17 protein-coding genes are annotated in these 21,035 nt (G+C 62.2%); 14 read left to right on the forward strand and 3 right to left on the reverse strand.

The features are described from left to right. Position 1: 1 nt before the first annotated feature. Complete coding sequence (locus FAA86_RS11760; protein ID WP_136540764.1) at positions 2 to 1,207, reverse strand: bifunctional 2-C-methyl-D-erythritol 4-phosphate cytidylyltransferase/2-C-methyl-D-erythritol 2,4-cyclodiphosphate synthase; 1,206 nt, start codon at positions 1,205 to 1,207, stop codon at positions 2 to 4. A gap of 158 nt (positions 1,208 to 1,365) precedes the next feature. Between FAA86_RS11760 and dusB the strand changes: the two genes are divergently transcribed. From dusB to bchJ, 11 genes are all read left to right on the forward strand, one after another. After that, entirely contained in the window at positions 1,366 to 2,379 is a 1,014-nt protein-coding gene (gene dusB / locus FAA86_RS11765; protein ID WP_167494960.1) for a tRNA dihydrouridine synthase DusB, read from the forward strand. Next, positions 2,376 to 3,509 carry a two-component system sensor histidine kinase NtrB gene (locus tag FAA86_RS11770; protein ID WP_113461296.1) on the forward strand — a complete coding sequence of 378 codons (1,134 nt, stop codon included), beginning with the start codon at positions 2,376 to 2,378 and terminating at the stop codon, positions 3,507 to 3,509. The genes dusB and FAA86_RS11770 overlap by 4 nt, the downstream gene beginning before the upstream one ends. Then, positions 3,509 to 4,960: a nitrogen regulation protein NR(I) gene (ntrC, locus tag FAA86_RS11775; RefSeq protein WP_113461297.1), complete on the forward strand. Its 1,452-nt coding sequence runs from the start codon at positions 3,509 to 3,511 to the stop codon at positions 4,958 to 4,960. The genes FAA86_RS11770 and ntrC overlap by 1 nt, the downstream gene beginning before the upstream one ends. Positions 4,961 to 5,135: 175 nt before the next feature. Next, positions 5,136 to 7,403: a sensor histidine kinase NtrY-like gene (locus tag FAA86_RS11780; RefSeq protein ID WP_136540768.1), complete on the forward strand. Its 2,268-nt coding sequence runs from the start codon at positions 5,136 to 5,138 to the stop codon at positions 7,401 to 7,403. Further along, positions 7,393 to 8,757: a nitrogen assimilation response regulator NtrX gene (ntrX, locus tag FAA86_RS11785; protein WP_136540770.1), complete on the forward strand. Its 1,365-nt coding sequence runs from the start codon at positions 7,393 to 7,395 to the stop codon at positions 8,755 to 8,757. The genes FAA86_RS11780 and ntrX overlap by 11 nt, the downstream gene beginning before the upstream one ends. 49 nt (positions 8,758 to 8,806) lie before the next feature. Then, complete coding sequence (gene trkA, locus FAA86_RS11790) at positions 8,807 to 10,183, forward strand: Trk system potassium transporter TrkA (RefSeq protein WP_113461299.1); 1,377 nt, start codon at positions 8,807 to 8,809, stop codon at positions 10,181 to 10,183. Positions 10,184 to 10,197: 14 nt separating this feature from the next. Beyond that, positions 10,198 to 11,061, forward strand: coding sequence for a D-amino-acid transaminase (locus tag FAA86_RS11795; RefSeq protein WP_136540772.1), 864 nt, complete (start codon positions 10,198 to 10,200; stop codon positions 11,059 to 11,061). Positions 11,062 to 11,172: 111 nt separating this feature from the next. Further along, positions 11,173 to 11,424, forward strand: a complete 252-nt coding sequence (gene hfq, locus FAA86_RS11800) for an RNA chaperone Hfq (protein ID WP_113461301.1) — start codon at positions 11,173 to 11,175, stop codon at positions 11,422 to 11,424. A 67-nt stretch (positions 11,425 to 11,491) separates the two neighbouring features. Further along, complete coding sequence (gene hflX, locus FAA86_RS11805) at positions 11,492 to 12,826, forward strand: GTPase HflX (RefSeq protein ID WP_136540774.1); 1,335 nt, start codon at positions 11,492 to 11,494, stop codon at positions 12,824 to 12,826. A 695-nt stretch (positions 12,827 to 13,521) separates the two neighbouring features. Beyond that, positions 13,522 to 15,147 carry a magnesium-protoporphyrin IX monomethyl ester anaerobic oxidative cyclase gene (bchE, locus tag FAA86_RS11810; protein WP_136540776.1) on the forward strand — a complete coding sequence of 542 codons (1,626 nt, stop codon included), beginning with the start codon at positions 13,522 to 13,524 and terminating at the stop codon, positions 15,145 to 15,147. Beyond that, positions 15,134 to 15,790 (forward strand): bacteriochlorophyll 4-vinyl reductase, encoded by a 657-nt coding sequence (bchJ, locus tag FAA86_RS11815; protein WP_136540778.1) that lies wholly within the window; start codon positions 15,134 to 15,136, stop codon positions 15,788 to 15,790. Before bchE ends, bchJ begins: the two co-directional genes overlap by 14 nt. Positions 15,791 to 15,890: 100 nt before the next feature. On the opposite strand, the gene mazG is transcribed toward bchJ, so the two are convergent. Both mazG and FAA86_RS11825 read right to left on the reverse strand, forming a co-directional pair. After that, positions 15,891 to 16,712: a nucleoside triphosphate pyrophosphohydrolase gene (gene mazG / locus FAA86_RS11820; RefSeq protein ID WP_136540780.1), complete on the reverse strand. Its 822-nt coding sequence runs from the start codon at positions 16,710 to 16,712 to the stop codon at positions 15,891 to 15,893. Positions 16,713 to 16,730: 18 nt separating this feature from the next. Further along, positions 16,731 to 17,318 carry a deaminase gene (locus tag FAA86_RS11825; RefSeq protein WP_136540782.1) on the reverse strand — a complete coding sequence of 196 codons (588 nt, stop codon included), beginning with the start codon at positions 17,316 to 17,318 and terminating at the stop codon, positions 16,731 to 16,733. A gap of 263 nt (positions 17,319 to 17,581) precedes the next feature. Here FAA86_RS11825 and cysG point away from each other — a divergent pair, with 263 nt between their 5' ends. From cysG to FAA86_RS11840, 3 genes are read left to right on the forward strand one after another with little or no spacing between them, the layout of a single operon-like run. After that, the gene (cysG, locus tag FAA86_RS11830; RefSeq protein ID WP_136540784.1) at positions 17,582 to 19,024 is read left to right on the forward strand and encodes a siroheme synthase CysG; all 1,443 of its coding nucleotides are present in this window, start codon (positions 17,582 to 17,584) and stop codon (positions 19,022 to 19,024) included. A 2-nt stretch (positions 19,025 to 19,026) separates the two neighbouring features. Next, positions 19,027 to 19,341, forward strand: coding sequence for a DUF2849 domain-containing protein (locus FAA86_RS11835; protein ID WP_136540786.1), 315 nt, complete (start codon positions 19,027 to 19,029; stop codon positions 19,339 to 19,341). A gap of 15 nt (positions 19,342 to 19,356) precedes the next feature. Next, positions 19,357 to 21,030, forward strand: a complete 1,674-nt coding sequence (locus tag FAA86_RS11840; RefSeq protein ID WP_136540788.1) for a nitrite/sulfite reductase — start codon at positions 19,357 to 19,359, stop codon at positions 21,028 to 21,030. The last annotated feature ends 5 nt before the right edge of the window (positions 21,031 to 21,035 follow it).

Here is a 21,035-nt window from a genome sequence, read left to right on the forward strand (position 1 = left end):
GCTACGCTCCCCGATAGACAACCGTCGCCGTGGCGATCGCCGCAATCCCCTCGCGCCGGCCGACAAATCCGATCGTCTCGTTCGTCGTTGCTTTCACCGAGCAGCGGTCGAGAGAGATGTCGAGGATTTCGGCGAGCTTCTCGCGCATGGCCTGACGATGCGGCCCGATCTTCGGCGCTTCGGCAATTAACGAAATATCTGCATTCATGATCGTGCCGCCGGCTGCCTGAACGATCCTCGCAGCATGCTCCAGGAAGATGCGCGATGGCGCGCCTTTCCAGCGCATGTCGGAGGGCGGAAAGTGATCGCCGATATCGCCAGCGCCGCAGGTGGCGAGCAGGGCGTCCGTCAGCGCATGCAGCGCCACATCGGCATCGGAATGTCCCTTCAGCTTCTGGTCATGCGGAATGAAGATGCCGCAAAGGGTTACGCCATCGCCCGCCTCGAGCTGGTGCACGTCATAGCCGTTTCCGGTCCGGACATCGGGAAGCGCGAGGCCTTTCAGTTTCTCGTCCGCCATGGCGATATCCCTCTGAACGGTCAGTTTGACGTTGTCGATCGAGCCTTCGACGAGATGAACCGGAATGCCGGCCCACTCTGCAATCGAGGCGTCGTCTGTGAAGGCCATGGCCTTTTCTTCGGCCGCCCGCTCGTGCGCGCCGAGGATGGTGTCATAGAAGAAGCTCTGCGGCGTCTGGGCGGCATGGAGGTCGTGGCGCGGAACGGTGGCGGTGATCACTCCGGAGGCGTCTGCGCGTTTGATCGTGTCGGAGACCGGAACGGCCGGCAGGATGGCGACGTGACCCGCAGCAAGGCCGGCGGCGACCCGCTCCAGAAGGTCCCCGTTAACGAAGGGGCGAACGCCGTCCTGAATCATCACGTAATTGACACCGTGTCCCTGCAGCGCCCGCAAGCCGTTCAGCACGGAGGCTTGCCGGGTTGCGCCGCCCGTCACGATGATGAGCTCTTCCCGTGCCGGCAGGTCCGCAACGGCCTGATCCAGCAAGGCGCGGTCATCCGGATGAATGACCACCGCGATCGGACCACTTTTGGGCCAGTCGAGGAAGGCCTTGAGCGTGTGCCAGATGACCGGCCTGCCGCCGATCCGGCGGTATTGCTTGGGCCCCTCGACAGAAGCGCCGGCGCGTTCTCCGCGTCCTGCAGCCACCACGACGACCCCGATTGTTCCGCTCAGCCCTTGCTCCATTGCCCCGCCTGGTCCATGACACATTTTCTTCGCACCCGTGCTCTATCGGCTCGGCATCAGCTTTTCCAGCATTTGCACGATTTTTTATCGCTGCGCGAGCTTTGCCTCTTGGCAAGCCAAGAGTGACTGTCTAAAAATAATGCAAATGCGTCCTTTGCCTGAAAGATAATCATTTGTTTTCCGTCGCGTTGGATACGCCCTTCAGCATTGGCTCGGTTCCCGTCCGGAACCGAGTGGTGCTTGCGCCCATGTCCGGCGTCACCGATTTGCCCTTCCGCCAGCTCGCATTCCGCTTCGGCGCCGGTCTCGTCGTCACGGAGATGGTGGCAAGCCGCGAGCTGGTTTTCAATGCGGCCGAAAGCTGGTCGCGGTTGAAGGGGGCGGGCCTGACGCCCCACATGGTCCAGCTTGCGGGACGTGAAGCCAGATGGCTCGCCCAGGCGGCCGTGATCGCCGAGGCGAATGGCGCCGATATCATCGACATCAACATGGGCTGCCCGGCCAAAAAGGTCATCGGCGGTTATGCCGGTTCGGCCCTGATGCGGGAGCCCGATCATGCTCTGTCGTTGATTGAGGCGACCGTCAAGGCCGTCAAGATACCGGTCACGGTGAAGATGCGTCTGGGCTGGGACGAGACCTCGATCAATGCACCGGAGATCGCTGCGCGCGCCGAAGCGGCGGGTGTGCAACTGATTACCGTCCACGGCCGCACACGCATGCAATTCTACGAGGGTCGCGCCGACTGGGATGCGATCGCCGCGGTACGTGCCGCCATCCGCATTCCACTCATTGCGAATGGTGATGTCGAGACCGTCGAGGACGCACATGAAATCCTGCGCCGCTCCGGCGCTGACGCCGTGATGGTCGGGCGCTCTTGCCAGGGCAGGCCATGGCATGCCGGCGTCCTTGCGGGCCACCCTGGTCCTCAGGCGGACGCGATCCCGGATCTTGTCATCGACCACTACCAGATGATGCTGGAGCACTATGGCGCCGATGTCGGGATCCGGCATGCCCGCAAGCATCTTGGTTGGTATCTCGATCGCCATGCGCCCGAGCTCGCGGCGCAGGCGAAGGCTGCAATCATGACATCGAAAGACGCTGGCTTTGTTGCTGACGCGCTGAGGCGCGCGCTCAATGATCCGCAGGCGAAAGCCAGACAGGAGGCTGCATGACGGCGAACGACAAGGGCAATGGCCTTGCCATGGCCGTGCTCAACGCCATCCAGAACCCGGTGGTGATGGTGGATGCCAATGGGCACATCGCCTTCGCCAACTGGGAGGCGGAAGCTTTCTTCGGGGCCAGTGCCACCCATCTCGCGCGCTACCGCATCTCCACCTTCATCCCCTTTGGCAGTCCGCTCCTGTCGCTGATCGAGCAAGTGCGCGAGCGTCGTGCGCCCGTCAACGAATACCGTGTCGATCTGAGCTCGCCGCGCCTTGGCCAGGAGAAACTGGTCGATCTCTATGTCGCGCCGGTGCTGAGCCAGCCAGGCAATGTCGTGGTGGTCTTCCAGGAACGCTCCATGGCCGACAAGATCGATCGCCAGCTGACCCATCGCGCCGCCGCCCGTTCCGTCACTGGTCTTGCTTCGATGCTCGCGCACGAGATCAAGAACCCGCTTTCCGGCATCCGCGGTGCGGCCCAATTGCTGGAGACAGCGGTAACCGACGAAGACCGGGCGCTCACCCGGCTGATCTGCGACGAGACGGATCGCATCGTATCCCTGGTCGACCGCATGGAGGTTTTCTCCGACGAGCGTCCGGTCGATCGCCAGTCGATCAACATCCATTCGGTGCTCGATCAGGTGAAGGCGGTCGCAAAGGCGGGCTTTGGCCGAAATATCCGCATTACCGAGAATTACGACCCTTCGCTGCCTCCGGTCTTTGCCAATCGCGACCAGCTGGTGCAGGTATTCCTCAACCTCGTCAAAAATGCCGCCGAAGCAATCGGCGAGCGCTCGGATGGCGAGATCCAGCTCACCACGGCCTACCGCCCCGGCATCCGTCTGTCGGTTGCCGGATCGCGGGAGAAGATCTCGCTGCCGCTGGAATTCTGCGTCCATGACAATGGTCCGGGCGTGCCGTCCGACCTCCTGCCGCACCTTTTCGATCCTTTCATCACCACGAAAACCAATGGCTCAGGCCTCGGTCTGGCGCTGGTCGCCAAGATCATCGGTGCCCATGGCGGGATCGTCGAATGCGACAGCCAGGCGAGCCGCACCACATTCCGGGTCCTGATGCCCATGTCGAAAGAGACGGCGCTGGAAGACGCGCCCCTTGCCAAATCCACGGGAACGAACTGATGACGGCCACGATCCTTGTTGCAGATGACGATGCTGCGATCCGCACGGTGCTGAACCAGGCTTTGAGCCGCGCGGGCTATGATGTCAGGATCACCTCCAATGCGGCCACTCTCTGGCGCTGGATTTCGGCAGGCGAGGGCGATCTCGTGGTGACAGATGTGGTCATGCCGGATGAAAACGCCTTCGACCTTCTGCCGCGCATCAAGAAGGCACGGCCTGACCTGCCGGTCCTCGTCATGAGTGCCCAGAACACCTTCATGACCGCCATCAAGGCGTCGGAGAAGGGGGCCTACGACTACCTGCCCAAGCCCTTCGATCTGACCGAACTTATCGCCATTATCGGCCGCGCGCTGTCTGAGCCGAAGAAGCGGCCGGCCCGTCTCGACGACGACATGCAGGATGGCATGCCGCTGGTCGGCCGCTCGGCCGCCATGCAGGAAATCTATCGCGTGCTCGCCCGCCTGATGCAGACGGACCTGACGCTGATGATCACCGGCGAGTCCGGCACGGGCAAGGAGCTGGTCGCCAAGGCGCTGCATGACTACGGAAAGCGCCGCAACGGGCCTTTCGTCGCCATCAACATGGCGGCCATCCCGCGTGACCTGATCGAATCGGAACTCTTCGGTCACGAGAAGGGCGCCTTCACCGGCGCGCAGACGCGCTCCACCGGTCGTTTCGAACAGGCCGAAGGCGGCACGCTCTTCCTTGATGAGATCGGCGACATGCCCATGGATGCGCAGACGCGTCTGCTGCGCGTCTTGCAGCAGGGCGAATACACCACGGTTGGCGGCCGCACACCGATCCGCACCGACGTCCGGATCGTCGCCGCAACGAACAAGGACCTGAAGCAGTCGATCAATCAGGGCCTCTTCCGCGAAGACCTCTATTACCGCCTGAACGTTGTGCCACTGCGCCTGCCGCCGCTGCGCGACCGTGCCGAGGACATTCCGGACCTAGTCCGCCATTTCATCCAGCAGGGTGAAAAGGAAGGCCTCGATTCGAAACGCTTCGATCACGAGGCACTCGAAGTGATGAAGTCCTATCCTTGGCCGGGCAATGTGCGCGAACTGGAGAATGTGGTGCGCCGTCTGATGGCGCTTTATCCACAGGATGTGATCGCGCGCGAGATTGTCGAGCAGGAACTGCGCGCCGACGTCGCCGACAGCCCGATCGCCAAGGTCGGCATGCCCTCAGGCTCCATGACGATCTCCCAGGCGGTCGAGGAAAACATGCGCACCTATTTCGCCTCGTTTGGCGATGCGCTGCCTCCTTCGGGTCTCTACGACCGCGTCCTGACGGAGATGGAATATCCCCTGATCCTCGCCGCCCTGACGGCCACCCGCGGAAACCAGATCAAGGCGGCCGATCTGCTCGGTCTCAACCGCAATACCTTGCGCAAGAAGATCCGGGAGCTTGGCGTCTCCGTCTACCGGAGTTCCCGCTCCGCTTGACAATAGCGGAACAGCCGTTGCAATTTCGCCACATTGCGTTGCTCAAAAGTCACGATGTTTCGTGATGGTACGCTGCTGCGCCGAAAGGCGTGAGCGTCGGGCGCGATGATAACTGGTCGGCTGCCGCAGGGCCGCCGCGTCAATGAGATCCGATTGCGCGGATCCGGGGGAAATGATGGCACGCGTGAGGAAGACCTCCGCTTCCGACGTCGATACAGCGCTGGCGCATGACCGCCGGGCGTCGTTTGCGTTGCCCGGTCTGCTGCTGGCGGGCGGCGCGCTGCTCTGCGCATCCTTGACGCTGCCGATTCTGCTCGGGCTGACGCCGATCGAGCCGACCTCGCGGGTGCTGATTGCCTCTGCCGTCATCAATTCGATGTTCATTGTCGGCCTGATGTTCCTGATCGGTCGGGAGGTCATGCGGCTCTTCAAGGCGCGTAATCGCGGTCGCGCCGCAGCGCGCCTGCATGTTCGGATTGTCGCGCTTTTCTCCGTCATCGCCATCACGCCGGCGATCCTCGTTGCGATCTTTGCCTCAATCACGCTGAATGTCGGTCTCGACCGCTGGTTCTCGCTGCGCACCCAGTCCATCGTCTCGTCGTCGATGAATGTCGCGCAGGCCTATATGCTGGAGAACGCCAGCTACCTGCAGGGCCAGACGATCTCGATGGCCAACGACCTGGAGCGCAATCGAGCTCTCTTTTATCTCGACCGCAAGGGTTTCGTGGAACTGATGACCCGTCAGGCGCGGGGACGCGGCATGCTCGGTGCCTTCCTGGTGCGGGAAGACGGGTCCGCGATCACCCAGGCGGATATCGACACCGAAAAGCCGCTTCCGGCCATTCCGCGCGATGCGCTTGCGAGTGCCGCCGCCGGCCAGCCGACGCTCATTCCTCCGGGTGTCACCAACCTGGTCGGCGCAATCATCAAGCTGGAAAGCATTTCCGGCACCTTCCTCTACACCATCCGCGCCGTTGACCCGAAGGTCATGCAGGCGATGCGTCAGATGGAAGAAAACACCGCCGAATATCAGGCAATGGAAGACGGCCGCACCACGCTGCAGATCGCCTTCGCCATCCTTTATCTCGGCTTTGCGCTGATCGTGCTGCTCGCTGCCATCTGGACCGCGATCGCGGTGGCCGACCGGATCGTGAGGCCGATCCGGCTGCTCATCGGGGCAGCCGACAGCATTGCGTCGGGTAACCTGAATGTCCTGGTGCCGGTTCGCGCTGCCGATGGCGACGTCGGCAGTCTGTCTCGCACCTTCAACAAGATGGTCTCGCAGATCCGCTCGCAGCGCGACGAAATTCTGGAGGCCAAGGACGAGGTCGACGACCGCCGTCGCTTTATCGAAGCCGTGCTTTCTGGCGTCACGGCCGCGGTCATCGGCGTCGAGGACGATGGCATCATCACCATCGTCAATCCATCGGCGGAATACTTCCTTGGCCTCGCTGGCGAGCAGTTGATGGGCCAGAAGCTCGCCCTCGTGGCGCCGGAAGTCGACGGCGTTCTCGCCGAAGCGGCCGTCCGTCATCGCGGTGAATACCGCCAGCAGATCAACATGATCCGCGGCGGCAAGGAGCGGACCCTGAATGTCCAGGTGACCCGCGAAGAGACGCGTGGCTCGGTCGATTCCTACGTCATCACGCTCGACGACATCACCGACCTGGTCGTTGCCCAGCGCTCGACGGCCTGGGCCGATGTGGCGCGCCGCATCGCGCACGAGATCAAGAACCCGCTGACCCCGATCCAGCTGTCGGCAGAGCGCCTGAAGCGTCGCTACGGCAAGCAGATCGCCGAAGACGACAAGGCCGTCTTCAACCAGTGCACGGATACGATCGTGCGCCAGGTCGAGGATATCGGCCGCATGGTCGACGAGTTCTCCGCCTTCGCGCGCATGCCGAAGCCGACGAAGCAGCGCTCGGATCTGCGTGAAATCCTGACCGATGCCGTCTTCCTGCGGGAAATCGGCAGCGCCGAGATCGAGTTTCAGCGCAGCTTCGGCGAGGAACCGCTGGAGGGCAGCTTCGACGCGCGCATGCTGGCCCAGGCGGTCGGTAACATCGTCAAGAATGCGGTGGAATCCATCGAAGCCGTACCGAAGGAAGAACTCGGGGGGCAGGGCAAGATCCTCGTCCGCTCCAGTTTCGATCCCGAGCTTGACCGGTTCACGGTGGATGTCATCGACAACGGCCGCGGTTTGCCGACGGAGAACCGGCACCGCATCCTCGAACCCTATATGACGATGCGGGAGAAAGGGACCGGGCTTGGTCTCGCCATCGTCAAGAAGATCATTGAAGAGCATGGCGGGCAGCTCGAGCTGCACGACGCGCCGGCCGATTTCGACCGGGGCAGGGGTGCGATGATCCGCATCATCCTGCCGCGCTCAGACGCCCCCGCCATGCTCACGGAAAGCGATAAGGAAGTAGTCCATGGCCTCTGACATTCTTGTAGTCGACGACGAAGAGGACATCCGCGAGATAGTATCTGGCATTCTGAGCGACGAAGGCCATGAGACCCGCACCGCCCACGACGCAGACAGCGCGCTCGCAGCCATTTCCGACCGCGTGCCGCGCCTCGTCTTTCTCGATATCTGGATGCAGGGCAGCCGTCTCGACGGCCTCTCCCTGCTCGACGAGATCAAGGCCCGCCATCCGGACCTGCCTGTGGTGATGATTTCTGGTCACGGCAACATCGAGACCGCCGTCTCGGCGATCAAGCGCGGTGCCTTTGATTTCATCGAGAAGCCTTTCAAGGCCGACCGGCTCATCCTGATTGCCGAGCGCGCGCTGGAAAACTCCAAGCTCAAGCGCGAGGTGTCGGAACTCAAGCGCCGCACCGGTGACGCAATCGAGCTGATCGGAACCTCCGTCGCCGTCTCGCAGCTGCGCCAGACGATCGAAAAGGTTGCGCCGACCAACAGCCGCATCATGATCTTTGGCCCCTCCGGCTCCGGCAAGGAGCTGGTGGCGCGCATGATCCACAAGCGGTCCTCGCGCTCGGCCGGCCCGTTTGTCTCGCTGAATGCTGCGGCCATTACCCCGGACCGCATGGAGATGGCGTTGTTCGGCACCGAGGGTACGCCCGGTCAGCCCCGCCGCATCGGTGCGCTGGAAGAAGCCCATCGCGGCATTCTCTACCTCGACGAGATCGGCGAAATGCCGCGCGAAACGCAGAACAAGATCCTCCGCGTGCTCGTCGAACAGCAGTTCGAACGCGTGGGTGGCTCCAAGCGCGTGAAGGTCGATGTCCGCATCATCTCCTCCAGCGCCTACAATCTCGAAAGCCTGATCGCCGAAGGCCGCTTCCGGGAGGATCTTTTCCATCGCCTCGCAGTGGTCCCGGTCAAGGTGCCGGCGCTGGCCGAACGCCGCGAGGATATCCCCTTCCTCGTCGACATGTTCATGCGCCAGGTCTCCGAGCAGGCCGGCATCCGCCAGCGCAAGATCGGCGAAGATGCCATGGCAGTCCTCCAGGCCAATGACTGGCCTGGCAACATCCGCCAGCTGCGCAACAATATCGAGCGCCTGATGATCCTCGCCCAGGGCGACAGCCCCGAAGCGCCGATCACGGCCGAGATGCTGCCGCAGGATCTCTCCGACATGCTGCCGAAGGTCTCCGCTCGCAACGACACGCATATCATGACGCTGCCGCTGCGCGAGGCGCGTGAAATGTTTGAGCGGGACTATCTCATCGCCCAGATCAACCGCTTCGGAGGCAACATCTCGCGCACCGCGGAATTCGTCGGCATGGAGCGCTCCGCCCTCCATCGCAAACTGAAGTCGCTTGGCGTATAAGCGGTCGAAGCGAGTCCGGTAGAACCGATCCTGGGGCAGGAAGCATAGCATGAAAGTCATCATCTGCGGCGCGGGTCAGGTCGGTTACGGTATTGCCGAGCGGCTCTCCCAGGAGGGCAACGACGTCTCGGTCATCGATACCTCGGCCTCCCTTGTCTCGCACATCACCGAGACGCTGGATGTCAGCGGTTATGTCGGCCATGGCGCCCATCCCGACGTGCTGGCCCGGGCTGGCGCCGACCAGGCGGAAATGCTGATCGCCGTCACGCTCTATGACGAGATCAACATGACCGCCTGCCAGGTGGCGCATTCGCTCTTCAACGTGCCGACAAAGATCGCCCGCATTCGTTCGCAGAACTATCTGCGACCGGAATATTCCGACCTCTTCAGCCGCGACAATCTGCCGATCGACGTCACCATCTCGCCCGAAATCGAGGTCGGCAAGATGGTGCTGCGTCGCATCTCCTTCCCCGGTGCGACCGACATCGTGCGCTTCGCCGATGATCACATCGCCATGCTCGCGATCGAATGCATGGAGGACTGCCCGGTCGTCGACACGCCGCTGAATCAGTTGAGCGAGCTGTTCCCCGACCTGATGGCAACCGTCTGCGCGATCTATCGCAACGGCCGGCTGAACGTCGCCCGCTCACAGGATCACCTGCAGGTCGGCGATCTCGCTTACGTCATCTGCCAGCGCGATCACGCCCGCCGTACCCTCGGCCTCTTTGGCCATGAGGAGCAGGAAGCCGGGCGCATCATCATCGCCGGTGGGGGCAATATCGGCTATTACGTCGCGCGCGCCATCGAGGAGATGCAGCCGAAGACCCGGCTGAAGATCATCGAGAACGATCGGGAACGGGCGCTTGCCGTCTCCGATCAGTTGAAAGACGGCATCGTGCTGCATGGCTCGGCGCTCGACCAGAACATCCTTCAGCAAGCCGACATCCAGGATGCGGATCTGATGGTGACGCTCACCAACAACGACCAGACCAACATCCTGAGTGCCGCCATGGCCAAGCGCCTCGGCTGCAAGTCGGGCATGGCGCTGATCAACAGCCCGTCCTTCCACGAACTTGCAACCTCGATCGGCATCGACGCGCATATCAACCCGCGCGCCGTGACCATTTCCCGCGTCTTGCAGCATGTCCGCAAGGGCCGCATCCGCGCGGTCTATGCCGTGCAGAAGGGCAAGGCTGAGGTGATCGAGGCAGAAGCGCTCGAAACCTCGCCGCTCGTCGGCAAGCCTTTCCGCGAACTCGAGCTGCCTCCGGGCCTGCGCATCGGCGCCATCCTGCGCGACAAGACCGTGATCCGCCCCTATGGCGACACCAAGATCAAGGCCAAGGATCGCGTCGTCCTCTTCGCAGCAGCAGATGCCGTCCGCCATGTCGAGCAGCTTTTCCGCGTCTCGATCCAGTATTTCTGAAGGTTTTCATCTCCATGCCCCGCATCGCCTATGTCAACGGTCGTTACCTGCCGCACTCTCAGGCTGCGGTGCATATCGAGGATCGCGGCTATCAGTTCGCCGACGGGGTCTATGAGGTCTGCGAGATCCGCCATGGCGTGATCGTCGACCTGACGCGGCATCTCGACCGCCTCGACCGCTCTCTGTCGGAACTGGCGATGAAACAGCCGATGAGCCGCGCCGCACTCACGCAGGTGATCCGCGAGGTGGCTCGCCGCAACCGCGTCAGGAATGGCCTTTTCTACCTGCAGGTAACCCGGGGCGTCGCGCGCCGGGATCACGTCTTCCCCTCGGACGACACGCCGCCGAGCCTGGTGATCACGGCAAAGATCACCGACCCTGCGATCATTGCGAAGAAGAACGAGACCGGATTGAAGGCAATCACCCTGCCGGACAATCGCTGGGATCGGGTCGACATCAAGACGGTCGGCCTCCTGCCGAACGCCATGGCGCGCCAGGCCGCAAAGGAGAAGGGCGCTCAGGAAGCGATCTATGTGGATGCGCGGGGCATGGTCACCGAAGGTGCCGCCACCAATGTGTGGATTGTCGACAAGGACGGCATGCTTGTCACCCGGCCCGCGGAACACGGCATTCTTCGCGGAATCACCCGCACCGGTTTGATGGATGTTGCGGCCAAACTTGGGATCACTATCGAGGAGCGGGAGTTCTCCCGCGAGGAGATGCTGGCCGCACGGGAAGTCTTCATCACAGCTGCAACCAGCATTTGCTTCCCGATCGTGGAAATCGACGGGCTTCCGATCGCAAACGGTCATCCCGGCGCCATGGCTGAACGCATCCGTTCGACCTTTTTCGACGTTGCGGAAAAGACGGTGATTTGATACCACGTTTTTTCGGCAGGGGGGCGAGGGGCCATTTGCCTAAGCTGATCAGCTGTCAAACAATAATCATACCGGTCGAAAAGGACCGGCAAAAAAGAAAGAAGCGGCGCCATGGCGGAACGTTCTCAGAATCTGCAGGATCTTTTCCTCAACACAGTCAGAAAGCAGAAGATTTCGCTGACGATCTTCCTGATCAACGGCGTTAAGCTGACCGGTGTTGTGACATCCTTCGACAATTTCTGTGTTCTCCTGCGTCGCGACGGCCATTCCCAGCTGGTCTACAAGCACGCCATCTCGACCATCATGCCCGGCCAGCCGATGACGATGTTCGAGAGCGAAGACACCGCTTCCGGACAGGACTGACATCATCACCAGCCGCGATACAAAGAACGAATCGATCATCCCGGAGGACGAAAAGCGCCGGGATGACATGCGGGCGCTTGTGCTCGTGCCGGTGCTGAAGCAGACGAAGCCCCAGCCTCTTCCTGAAGGCGCGCCGCCGGCTCCCAGCCGGTCGAACGAAGCACGTCTCGAAGAGGCGATTGGCTTGGCGCGCGCGATCGATCTGACCATCGTGCAGGGGCTCATCGTCCAGGTGAACCAGCCGCGTCCGGCAACGCTGATGGGCTCCGGCAAGATCGCGGAAGTGAAGGCACTGCTCGACGAACATGATGCGGGTCTCGTCATCGTCGACCATCCGCTGACGCCGGTTCAGCAACGCAATCTGGAGAAGGAATGGGGCGCCAAGGTCATCGATCGCACGGGCCTCATCCTGGAAATCTTCGGCCGTCGCGCCTCGACCAAGGAAGGCACGCTGCAGGTCGATCTCGCGCATCTGAACTACCAGAAGGGCCGTCTGGTCCGCTCCTGGACCCACCTTGAACGCCAGCGCGGCGGTGCGGGCTTCATGGGTGGCCCGGGTGAAACGCAGATCGAAGCCGACCGCCGGCTCCTGCAGGACAAGATCGTCAAGCTCGAGCGCGAGCTGGAACAGGTGGTCCGCACCCGCCAGCTTCACCGCGCCAAGCGCCGCAAGGTGCCGCATCCGATCGTGGCACTGGTTGGCTATACCAATGCCGGCAAGTCGACGCTCTTCAACCGCATCACCGGTGCGGGCGTGCTGGCCGAAGACATGCTGTTCGCCACGCTTGATCCGACGCTGCGTCGGATGAAGCTGCCGCATGGACGCACGGTGATCATGTCGGACACTGTCGGCTTCATCTCCGACCTGCCCACCCACCTCGTCGCCGCCTTCCGCGCGACGCTGGAAGAGGTTCTCGAAGCGGACCTGATCCTGCATGTGCGTGACATGTCGGACCCGGACAACGGCGCCCAGTCGGCAGATGTCCTGCGCATCCTCGATGACCTCGGCATCCACGAGAAGGAACGCGCGGAGCGCATTCTCGAGGTCTGGAACAAGATCGACCGGCTGGATCCCGAAACCCATGACGGCATCCTCCAGAAGGCCGCGGGTCGCGAAAACGTCTTGCCGGTTTCGGCCATCAGCGGCGAGGGCGTGGACACCCTCCTGGACGTCATCTCGCAGCGTCTTTCAGGCGTGCTGACCGAGGCGACGATCACCATCCCTGCCGACAAGCAGTCGGTCATTTCCTGGCTCTACGAGAACGGCATCGTCGATGATCGCGAAGATCACGAGGATGGCTCCGTCAGCCTCGACGTTCGCCTGACCGACCGCCAGGCCAATGAGCTCGAACGCAAGCTTGGCGGACCGAAGCCCCTGCCGAAGGAAGACTGGGAGCGGTAGATGCCCCTCCAGGCAAGTGTGCGATGAGCGATGAAGATGTTGGACCGATTCAATTAGAAGATGACGGTCCCGCACTCGAGCTGCATCGCAGTCAGCGCGTCGAAGCGATCCTATTGACTTTGACCCTTATGGTCTTGGGCTGGTTCGCAGGCCGCAGCTTAGCCCATTGGCTCTCGTTCACTCTTGCTGGCGACATCGCATTCGCTGGCCTCTGCTTGGGTCTCGGCATCCTTGTTGCTCTGCTAGCGAAACGGCTGGGCTGGTTTGTGGCAAGTGACAGTCTGATCCTCAGGGTGTCCGCCAACGGGCTTGTGTTGGGCTATCCAACCTGCGTGACGCTTCCATGGGATGAAGTCGAACAGGTGAGGTTGATCCGGTCTGCAGGCGGAAAGCTTCCCGTACATCATCTCCAAGTGACCAGGAGGCAATCAAACACTCCTACCGTTACGCGTCCTGAGATCATCCATCGTCTAGGTGTGTTGTGGGACCGCCGATCTCACGAGTTGCGCGACGCTCTTGTCACGTTCAGACCCCGATGCCTGACGTCAAATGACGGTCAGAAAGATTACAATTCCGCGAGCTGGACTGGGCTCAGCGACCCGTAACGCTTGACGTTCATCAAACGCTGTTGATCCAAGTCAACGGATCGCTTTACCACCTGTGTCAACTTTAGTTTACACACATGGGAGGTGGTCATGCGCGTCGTCTTCATCCATCCGAACTATCATTCCGGCGGCGCCGAGATTGCCGGCAACTGGCCGCCTGCCTGGGTCGCCTATCTTGCCGGCGCACTGAAGCAGGCGGGTTATACCGACCTCCATTTCGTCGATGCCATGACCAACGATCTCACGGAAGACGCACTCCGCGATCGTTTGCGCGAACTCCAGCCTGATGTCATCGGCTGCACGGCGATCACGCCCTCGATCTACATGGCCGAACGGTGCCTGGAGATCGCGAAGGAGGTTTGCCCTCAGGCGCTGCGCGTGCTTGGCGGCGTGCATGCGACCTTCATGTATCAGCAGGTTCTGACCGAAGCCCCGTACATCGATGTGATTGCGCGGGGCGAGGGCGAGGAGATTATCGTCGAACTGGTCAGGGCCTATGCTGCAGGCAACTGGAAGGAGGCGAGGGCGGGCATCAAGGGCCTCGCCTACATCACCGACGACGGCAAGATCATCGCGACACCTGCGGCTCCCACCGTCAAGAATTTCGATGCCGTCGAGCCGGATTGGACGCTGCTCGAATGGGAGAAATACATCTACGTGCCGCTCGGTGTCCGGGTCGCGATCCCCAACATGGCCCGCGGCTGCCCCTTCACCTGCTCGTTTTGCTCGCAATGGAAGTTCTGGCGCGACTATCGCATTCGCGATCCGAAAAAGGTGGTCGACGAGATCGAGAAGCTGGTCAACGACCACCAGGTCGGCTTCTTCATCCTGGCCGATGAGGAGCCCACCATCAACCGCAAGAAGTTCATCGCCTTCTGCGAGGAACTGATCGCCCGTGGTCTGCCGGACAAGGTGAAATGGGGCATCAACACCCGGGTCACCGATATCATCCGCGACGAGGAGTATCTGGCCCTCTATCGCAAGGCCGGCCTCGTGCATGTGTCGCTTGGCACGGAAGCCGCCGCCCAGCTGAAGCTCGACCGCTTCAACAAGGAAACCAAGGTCGCCGAGAACAAGAAGGCGATCCGTCTGCTCCGCGAAGCCGACATCTTCACCGAGGCGCAGTTTATCGTCGGGCTGGAAAACGAGACGGCGGAGACGCTGGAGGAAACCTATCGCATGGCGCGCGACTGGAACCCGGATCTCGCCAACTGGGCCATGTACACGCCCTGGCCCTTCTCGCCGCTCTTCCAGGAACTGGGCGACAAGGTCGAGATCTTCGATTTCTCGAAATACAATTTCGTGACCCCAATCATGAAGCCGGATGCCATGGACCGCGCCGAACTGCTCGACCGCGTCATGAACAACTACCGCCGCTTCTACATGATCAAGGCGCTCTTCCATTATCCCTGGCGTGGCAAGGGCTTTCGCCGTCGTTACCTTCTCGGCTGCCTCAAGGCCTTCTTGAAGGCCGGCTTCGAGCGCAAGTTCTACGATCTCGGCAAGCACAATTACTGGGGCCCGCAATCGAAGGAAAAGGTGAATTTCGGCTTCGACATGACCCGCAAGATCGCGCCCGCCCAGATGGCCGACTGGCAGGCGGCCTCCGATCGCGCGAGCCAGCTGCGTGCCCGCAAGGCCGGTGAGGCGGAAGAGGCCCGCACCCCCGTCATGGCCTGCGGTGGCGGGCCGGCGAGCCACGATGCCCATGTCTAATCAGGGCATCGGCAGGATCCTCGGGCACGGAAGCGCCGGGGATGCGGTAGCGTCACCATCGCCGGCGCGCATCGGACCGAACGCCGTCATCCAGACGGGGCAGGCGCTGTCGGCACTTTACGGCGTGGGAGCCGCGCGGCTGATCTTCGAATCCGCCGGTCTTGGACGTCACCTTGAGGCGCCACCGACGTCGATGGTCGATGAGCACGAGCCCGTCGCCCTGTTTGCCGCGATCCGGGCGATGTTGCCGCCGGCCGAGGCCGATCGTGTGCTGGCCGAGGCCGGATATCGGACCGCCCACTACATCCTCGATCACCGCATTCCGCCGCTCGCACGAAAGATCTTGCCGAAGCTCCATCCGGCAATCGCCTCGCGCCTTCTCGTCTCGGCCATTGCCCGCCATGCCTGGACCTTTGCCGGCAGCGGCGTCTTCCGCGGCAGGGTGATGGATTGGACAAAACCGCGCGTCAGGCTCGAGATCGTCGGCAATCCCTTGGCGACGCCCGGCTGCCCCTGGCACGGAGCAGTTTTCCAGCGACTGTTCGGGACACTCTGCGGATCCGCTGCAACCGCCAGGCATCTGGAGTGCTGCGCCTCTGGCCAGAACCGATGTGTGACGGAACTGCTTTGCACAGGCACGTGAACAAGTTCCGGGTGCGCCCGCTCACCCGCCTTTGAGGTGCGGTAATGGATTGAGAGGGCCGCAAGACTGGCAGCGAAGTTCGGTGCCGAGGCCGCGAGACTTAGCCCTTGCCCTTCGCCGCCTGCCAGAGCTCTTCCATCCGCTCCAGTGAAGCTCCCAGCAAGGTCTCACCTGACGCTTCAAGAGACGTCTCTATATAACTGAATCGATTCCGGAACTTGGTGTTCGTCCCGCGCAGGGCCTGCTCCGGTTCTGCCCCCACATGCCGGCCGATATTGACCAGTGCAAAGATCAGGTCCCCGAGTTCGTCCTTCACCTTCTCCGGCTTATTCTCGGCCAGTGCCTCGCGCAATTCGCCGATCTCCTCCTCGATCTTGTCGAGGATGGGGGCCGCCTCCGACCAGTCGAAGCCGACCTTGGCCGCACGCTCCTGCAGCTTCAGGGCTTCTGTGAGTGCCGGGAAGGAGCGCTGCACTGAGCCGAGATAGCCGATGTCGGGATCAGCCGCCGAGCCCCGTGCGGCGCGGCGTGCGAGACGCTCGGCCTTTTCCTGCTGCTTGATCTTGTCCCACTGGGCCTTCACCGCCTCCGGCGTGTCGGCATCGGAGCGGGCAAAGACATGCGGGTGACGGCGGATCATTTTGCGGGTGATTGCCTCGACCACGTCGCCGAACGTGAAGAGGCCTTCTTCTTCGGCGATGCGGGCATGGAAAACCACCTGCAGCAAGAGATCCCCCAGTTCCTCGCAGAGATCGTCCGGATCCTTGCGCTCGATCGCGTCGGCCACCTCATAGGCCTCCTCGATCGTATAGGGCTTGATCGTCTCGAAGGTCTGGACGATGTCCCAGGGGCAACCGGTCTCGGGTTGACGCAGCGCCGCCATGATCTCGAGCAGGCGGTTGATATCGGTCGAGGCTTCCATGCTGATCTCGTCTGCTGCTCAGTTGAGCGGAATGTCGTTGTCGCCCTTGGACGACTGATAGGTCTCCGAAAGGCGGTCATATTCCGCCTTGATCCGGCTGACCTGCTCGAAGAGGGCGGGCCGTTCGGCATCGTCTGCCGAGGCGACCATTTCGATCATCGCATGGCTCAGCCAGAATGCGTTCTGCCGACGATAGCCGCCAGGCTCCAGACCGAAGACCTCCTTCAGGATCTTCAGGTCATGTGGGATGGCGAAAGCGTCGCGGCTGTCTTCATGGCTGAAGAAATAGTAGAAATTGTCGAAGCCCGCCCAGGTGATCGCCGACATGCACATGGTGCAGGGTTCATGCGTCGACAGGAAGATCAGATCCCGGGTGTTGGGGCGCTCGCCCTGTTCGTAAAACCGCTTCAGCGTGTGCACTTCGCCATGCCAGAGCGGGTTTTCCAGCTCGTTATTGGTCTCGGCCAGAACGAGAGACAGATCCGATTTCCGCAGGATTGCCGCGCCGAACACCTTGTTGCCGGCAGCCACGCCCTTGGCCGTCAGCGGCAGAATGTCGTGTTCGATCACGTCGAGCAATCGACGGGTGAGTTCGGGTGTGGTCAAGGTGAGCGCTCCGGCCTATGTGTGCACCGCAATCCTAGGCTTGCCGACTTGCGCCCGAAAGTGAAATGATGGTCTGTCTCCAACTTTTTGCAGCGCCAGCGGTTTCGGGAAGCAAAGCGATGCGAATGGCAATCGGTGACTTTTGCTCGCATCGGCGAGGGGACTAGGACAGAAATACGCAAGGTGCGGAGCGAAGGGATTCCTGTTTCTTCAATTTTTAGGCCCGTGACGCGATGATGCCGTCAACTGGCAACGGATGATTCATGACACAGCAAGACAAGCAGCTTTCGGTCTTTCCGGCCTTCTTCAAGGTCGAGAACGAGGTCGCCGCCGTTTTCGGAAACGGTGACGAGGCCTATGCCAAGGCGCGCCTGCTCAAGAACACCGAGGCCCGCATTGTCGCGTATGCCGATGCCCCGGAAGCCGATTACGCCGCCTTCCTCGCAGCGAACGCCATCGAGCAGATTGCCGAGCCGTTCGAGCCGTCACAGGTTCACGGGGCAAAGCTGGTCTTTGCCGCTACGGGCGAGGGCGCTCTCGACCGCGAGATCGTCGCGGCCGCTCGCGCCGCCCGGATCCCAGCCAATGCCGTGGACCAGCCGGATTATTGCGATTTCTACACGCCGGCCCTTGTCAACCGTGCGCCTATCGCCGTTGCCATCGGGACCGAAGGCGTTGGCCCTGTCCTCGCCCAGATGATCCGCGCCGATATCGACCGCCTGCTGCCGCGCTCGCTCGGCAAGCTCGGGCGCCTCGCCAATTCCTATCGTCGTGCCGTTGATCGTCTCGTGCCCCGTGGCGCACCGCGCCGCCTGTTCTGGCGCGACTTCTTCAAGGGCAAGGTCGCCGACCACGTCGAGGTGGATGAAATCAGCCTTGCCCGCCGCGAAGCCACCCGTCTCCTGAAGGGCGTCGCTGCCGATCGTGTCGAAGGCCGCGTTTTTCTCGTCGGCGCCGGGCCGGGCGCCGAAGATCTGCTCACCCTGCGTGCCCATCGTCTGATGATGGAATGCGACGTCATCGTCTACGACGCCCTTGTCCCGCGCGAGGTGGTCGATATGGGACGCCGCGATGCCGAGCGCATTCCCGTCGGCAAGCGCAAGGGCTGTCATTCGAAGTCTCAAGACCAGATCAATGCGCTGCTCGTCGAGCTCGGCCATGCCGGCAAACGTGTCGTCCGTCTGAAGTCGGGCGATCCCTTGGTCTTCGGCCGCGCCGGGGAAGAGATGGCCGCCCTTCGTGATGCGGGCATTGCTTACGAGATCGTCCCCGGCGTGACCTCGGCACTCGCCGCCGCCGCGGATTTCGAGCTGCCACTGACGCTGCGTGGCGTGTCCTCGTCGCTGGTCTTCACGACCGGTCACGATTTGCAGGGTAATGTTCTGCCGGATTGGGCGCGGCTCGCGCTGTCGGGCGCAACCGTTGCCGTCTATATGGGCCGTACGGTCGCCGCCTCCGTCGCCGAGCGGCTGATGGCGGGCGGCCTCGCCGAAGACACGACGGTTGCCGTTGTCGAGAATGCCGGGCGCCGTGACAGCCGTCTGCTGCACGGCACGCTCAAGGAATTGCCGGGACTGGAGGCTCGCACGGAGCTGACCGGCCCGGTCATGGTCATCATCGGCGACGCTGTCGCCGGCGCCGATTTCAGCCGCTCCGAACCGCTCGGTGCGCATGTCTCGGCTGAACTGGAAACTGCAAGGATTTGACGATGGTAGACAAGGTTCTCACAGCAAACCGCCTGACTGACGGCATCGCCGTCTGGCTGGACGCCAATGGCCAGTGGACCGAGCGTCTGCAGGAAGCCTTCGTCGCCCGCCATGCCGAGGCGGTCGAAGCCCTGGAAGCCGCCGGCAAGCAGGCCTTCGCCAGCAACCTCGTCGTTGACGTCAATGTCATCGAGATCGAGGAAAAGGATGGCAAGCTGCGCCCCTTGCGCCTGCGCGAGCGCATTCGTGCGGAAGGCCCGACCATTGCATATGCCGAGGGTCACGGCTATGCCGACCCGGCATTCATCGCCGCTTGAGGCTTGAGGTAAGACATGTATCGTTATGACGAATTCGACCACGCCTTCGTATCGGCGCGCGTAGAGCAGTTTCGCGACCAGGTGGCCCGCCGCCTCTCCGGTGAACTTGCCGAAGACGCCTTCAAGCCGCTGCGCCTGATGAACGGCGTCTATCTCCAGCTCCACGCCTATATGCTGCGCGTCGCCATTCCCTATGGCACGCTGAATTCGAAGCAGATGCGCATGCTGGCCCATATCGCCCGCAAATACGACCGTGGTTATGGACACTTCACCACCCGCCAGAACATCCAGTACAACTGGCCGAAGCTTTCGGACACGCCCGACATCCTGACCGATCTCGCAAGCGTCGAGATGCATGCCATCCAGACCTCGGGCAACTGCATCCGCAACGTTACCGCCGACCATTTCGCCGGGGCTGCCGCCGATGAAGTCGCCGATCCGCGTCCCTATGCCGAAATCCTGCGCCAGTGGTCCTCGCTGCATCCGGAATTCTCCTTCCTGCCGCGCAAGTTCAAGATCGCCGTTACCGGCGCCGAGAAGGACCGTGCCGCGATCCAGGTGCATGACATCGGTCTGCATCTTAAGAAGAATGAAGCTGGCGAACTCGGCTTTGCTGTCTATGTCGGCGGTGGCCAGGGCCGCACGCCGCTGATCGCCAAGAAGATCCGCGACTTCCTGCCCGAAGCCGATCTCCTGACCTACATCACCGCGATCGTGCGCGTGTACAATCTGCATGGCCGTCGCGACAACAAGTACAAGGCCCGCATCAAGATCCTGGTGCATGAAACCGGCGTCGAGGAGCTGACTCGTCAGGTCGAGGCCGAGTTTGACCAGATCCGCGACAGCGAGCTGAAGCTGCCGGAAGGCGATATCCGCGCCATCGAGACCTATTTCGCTCCGCCGGCACTCGCTGCCCGCGCCGATGGTTGGGATGCCCTTGCCCGCGCGCAGAAGGCAGATGCCGCCTTCGCCGCCTGGGTGCGCCACAATGTCCAGGAACATCGCCACCCGGATTATGCCATGGTGACGATGTCGCTGAAGCCGATCGGCGGTACGCCGGGCGATGCCTCGGACGCCCAGATGGATCTGGTGGCCGACCTTGCCGAAACCTATGCCTTCGACGAGATCCGCGTCAGCCACGAGCAGAACCTGATCCTGCCACATGTCGCCAAGGGTGATCTCTATCCGCTCTATCAGGCGCTGGAGAAGGCCGGCCTCGCGACGGCCAATTCCAACCTCATCACCGACATGATCGCCTGTCCCGGCTTGGACTACTGCGCGCTTGCCAACGCGCGCTCGATTCCGGTCGCCCAGGCGATCTCCGAGCGCTTTGGCTCCCAGGCCCGCCAGGAAGAGATCGGCCAGCTCAAGATCAAGATCTCCGGCTGCATCAATGCCTGCGGGCACCACCATGTCGGCCATATCGGCCTGCTCGGCGTCGAGAAGAAGGGTGCCGAACTCTACCAGATCACGCTGGGCGGGTCCGGCGACGAAAACTCCTCGATCGGCGAAATCATCGGTCGCGGCTTCGAACCGGAAAAGGTAACCGATGCGGTCGAGACGATCGTCGATACCTATCTCGGCCTGCGCCTCGACCCGAAGGAAACCTTCCTCGAAGCCTATCGGCGCGTCGGCCCCAAGCCGTTCAAGGAGGCGCTTTATGGCAACGCTTCTGTCGAAGCCGCGTGAGACTG

The organism is Rhizobium rosettiformans W3, from assembly GCF_004912135.1.
GTDB classification, from domain to species: domain Bacteria; phylum Pseudomonadota; class Alphaproteobacteria; order Rhizobiales; family Rhizobiaceae; genus Allorhizobium; species Allorhizobium rosettiformans.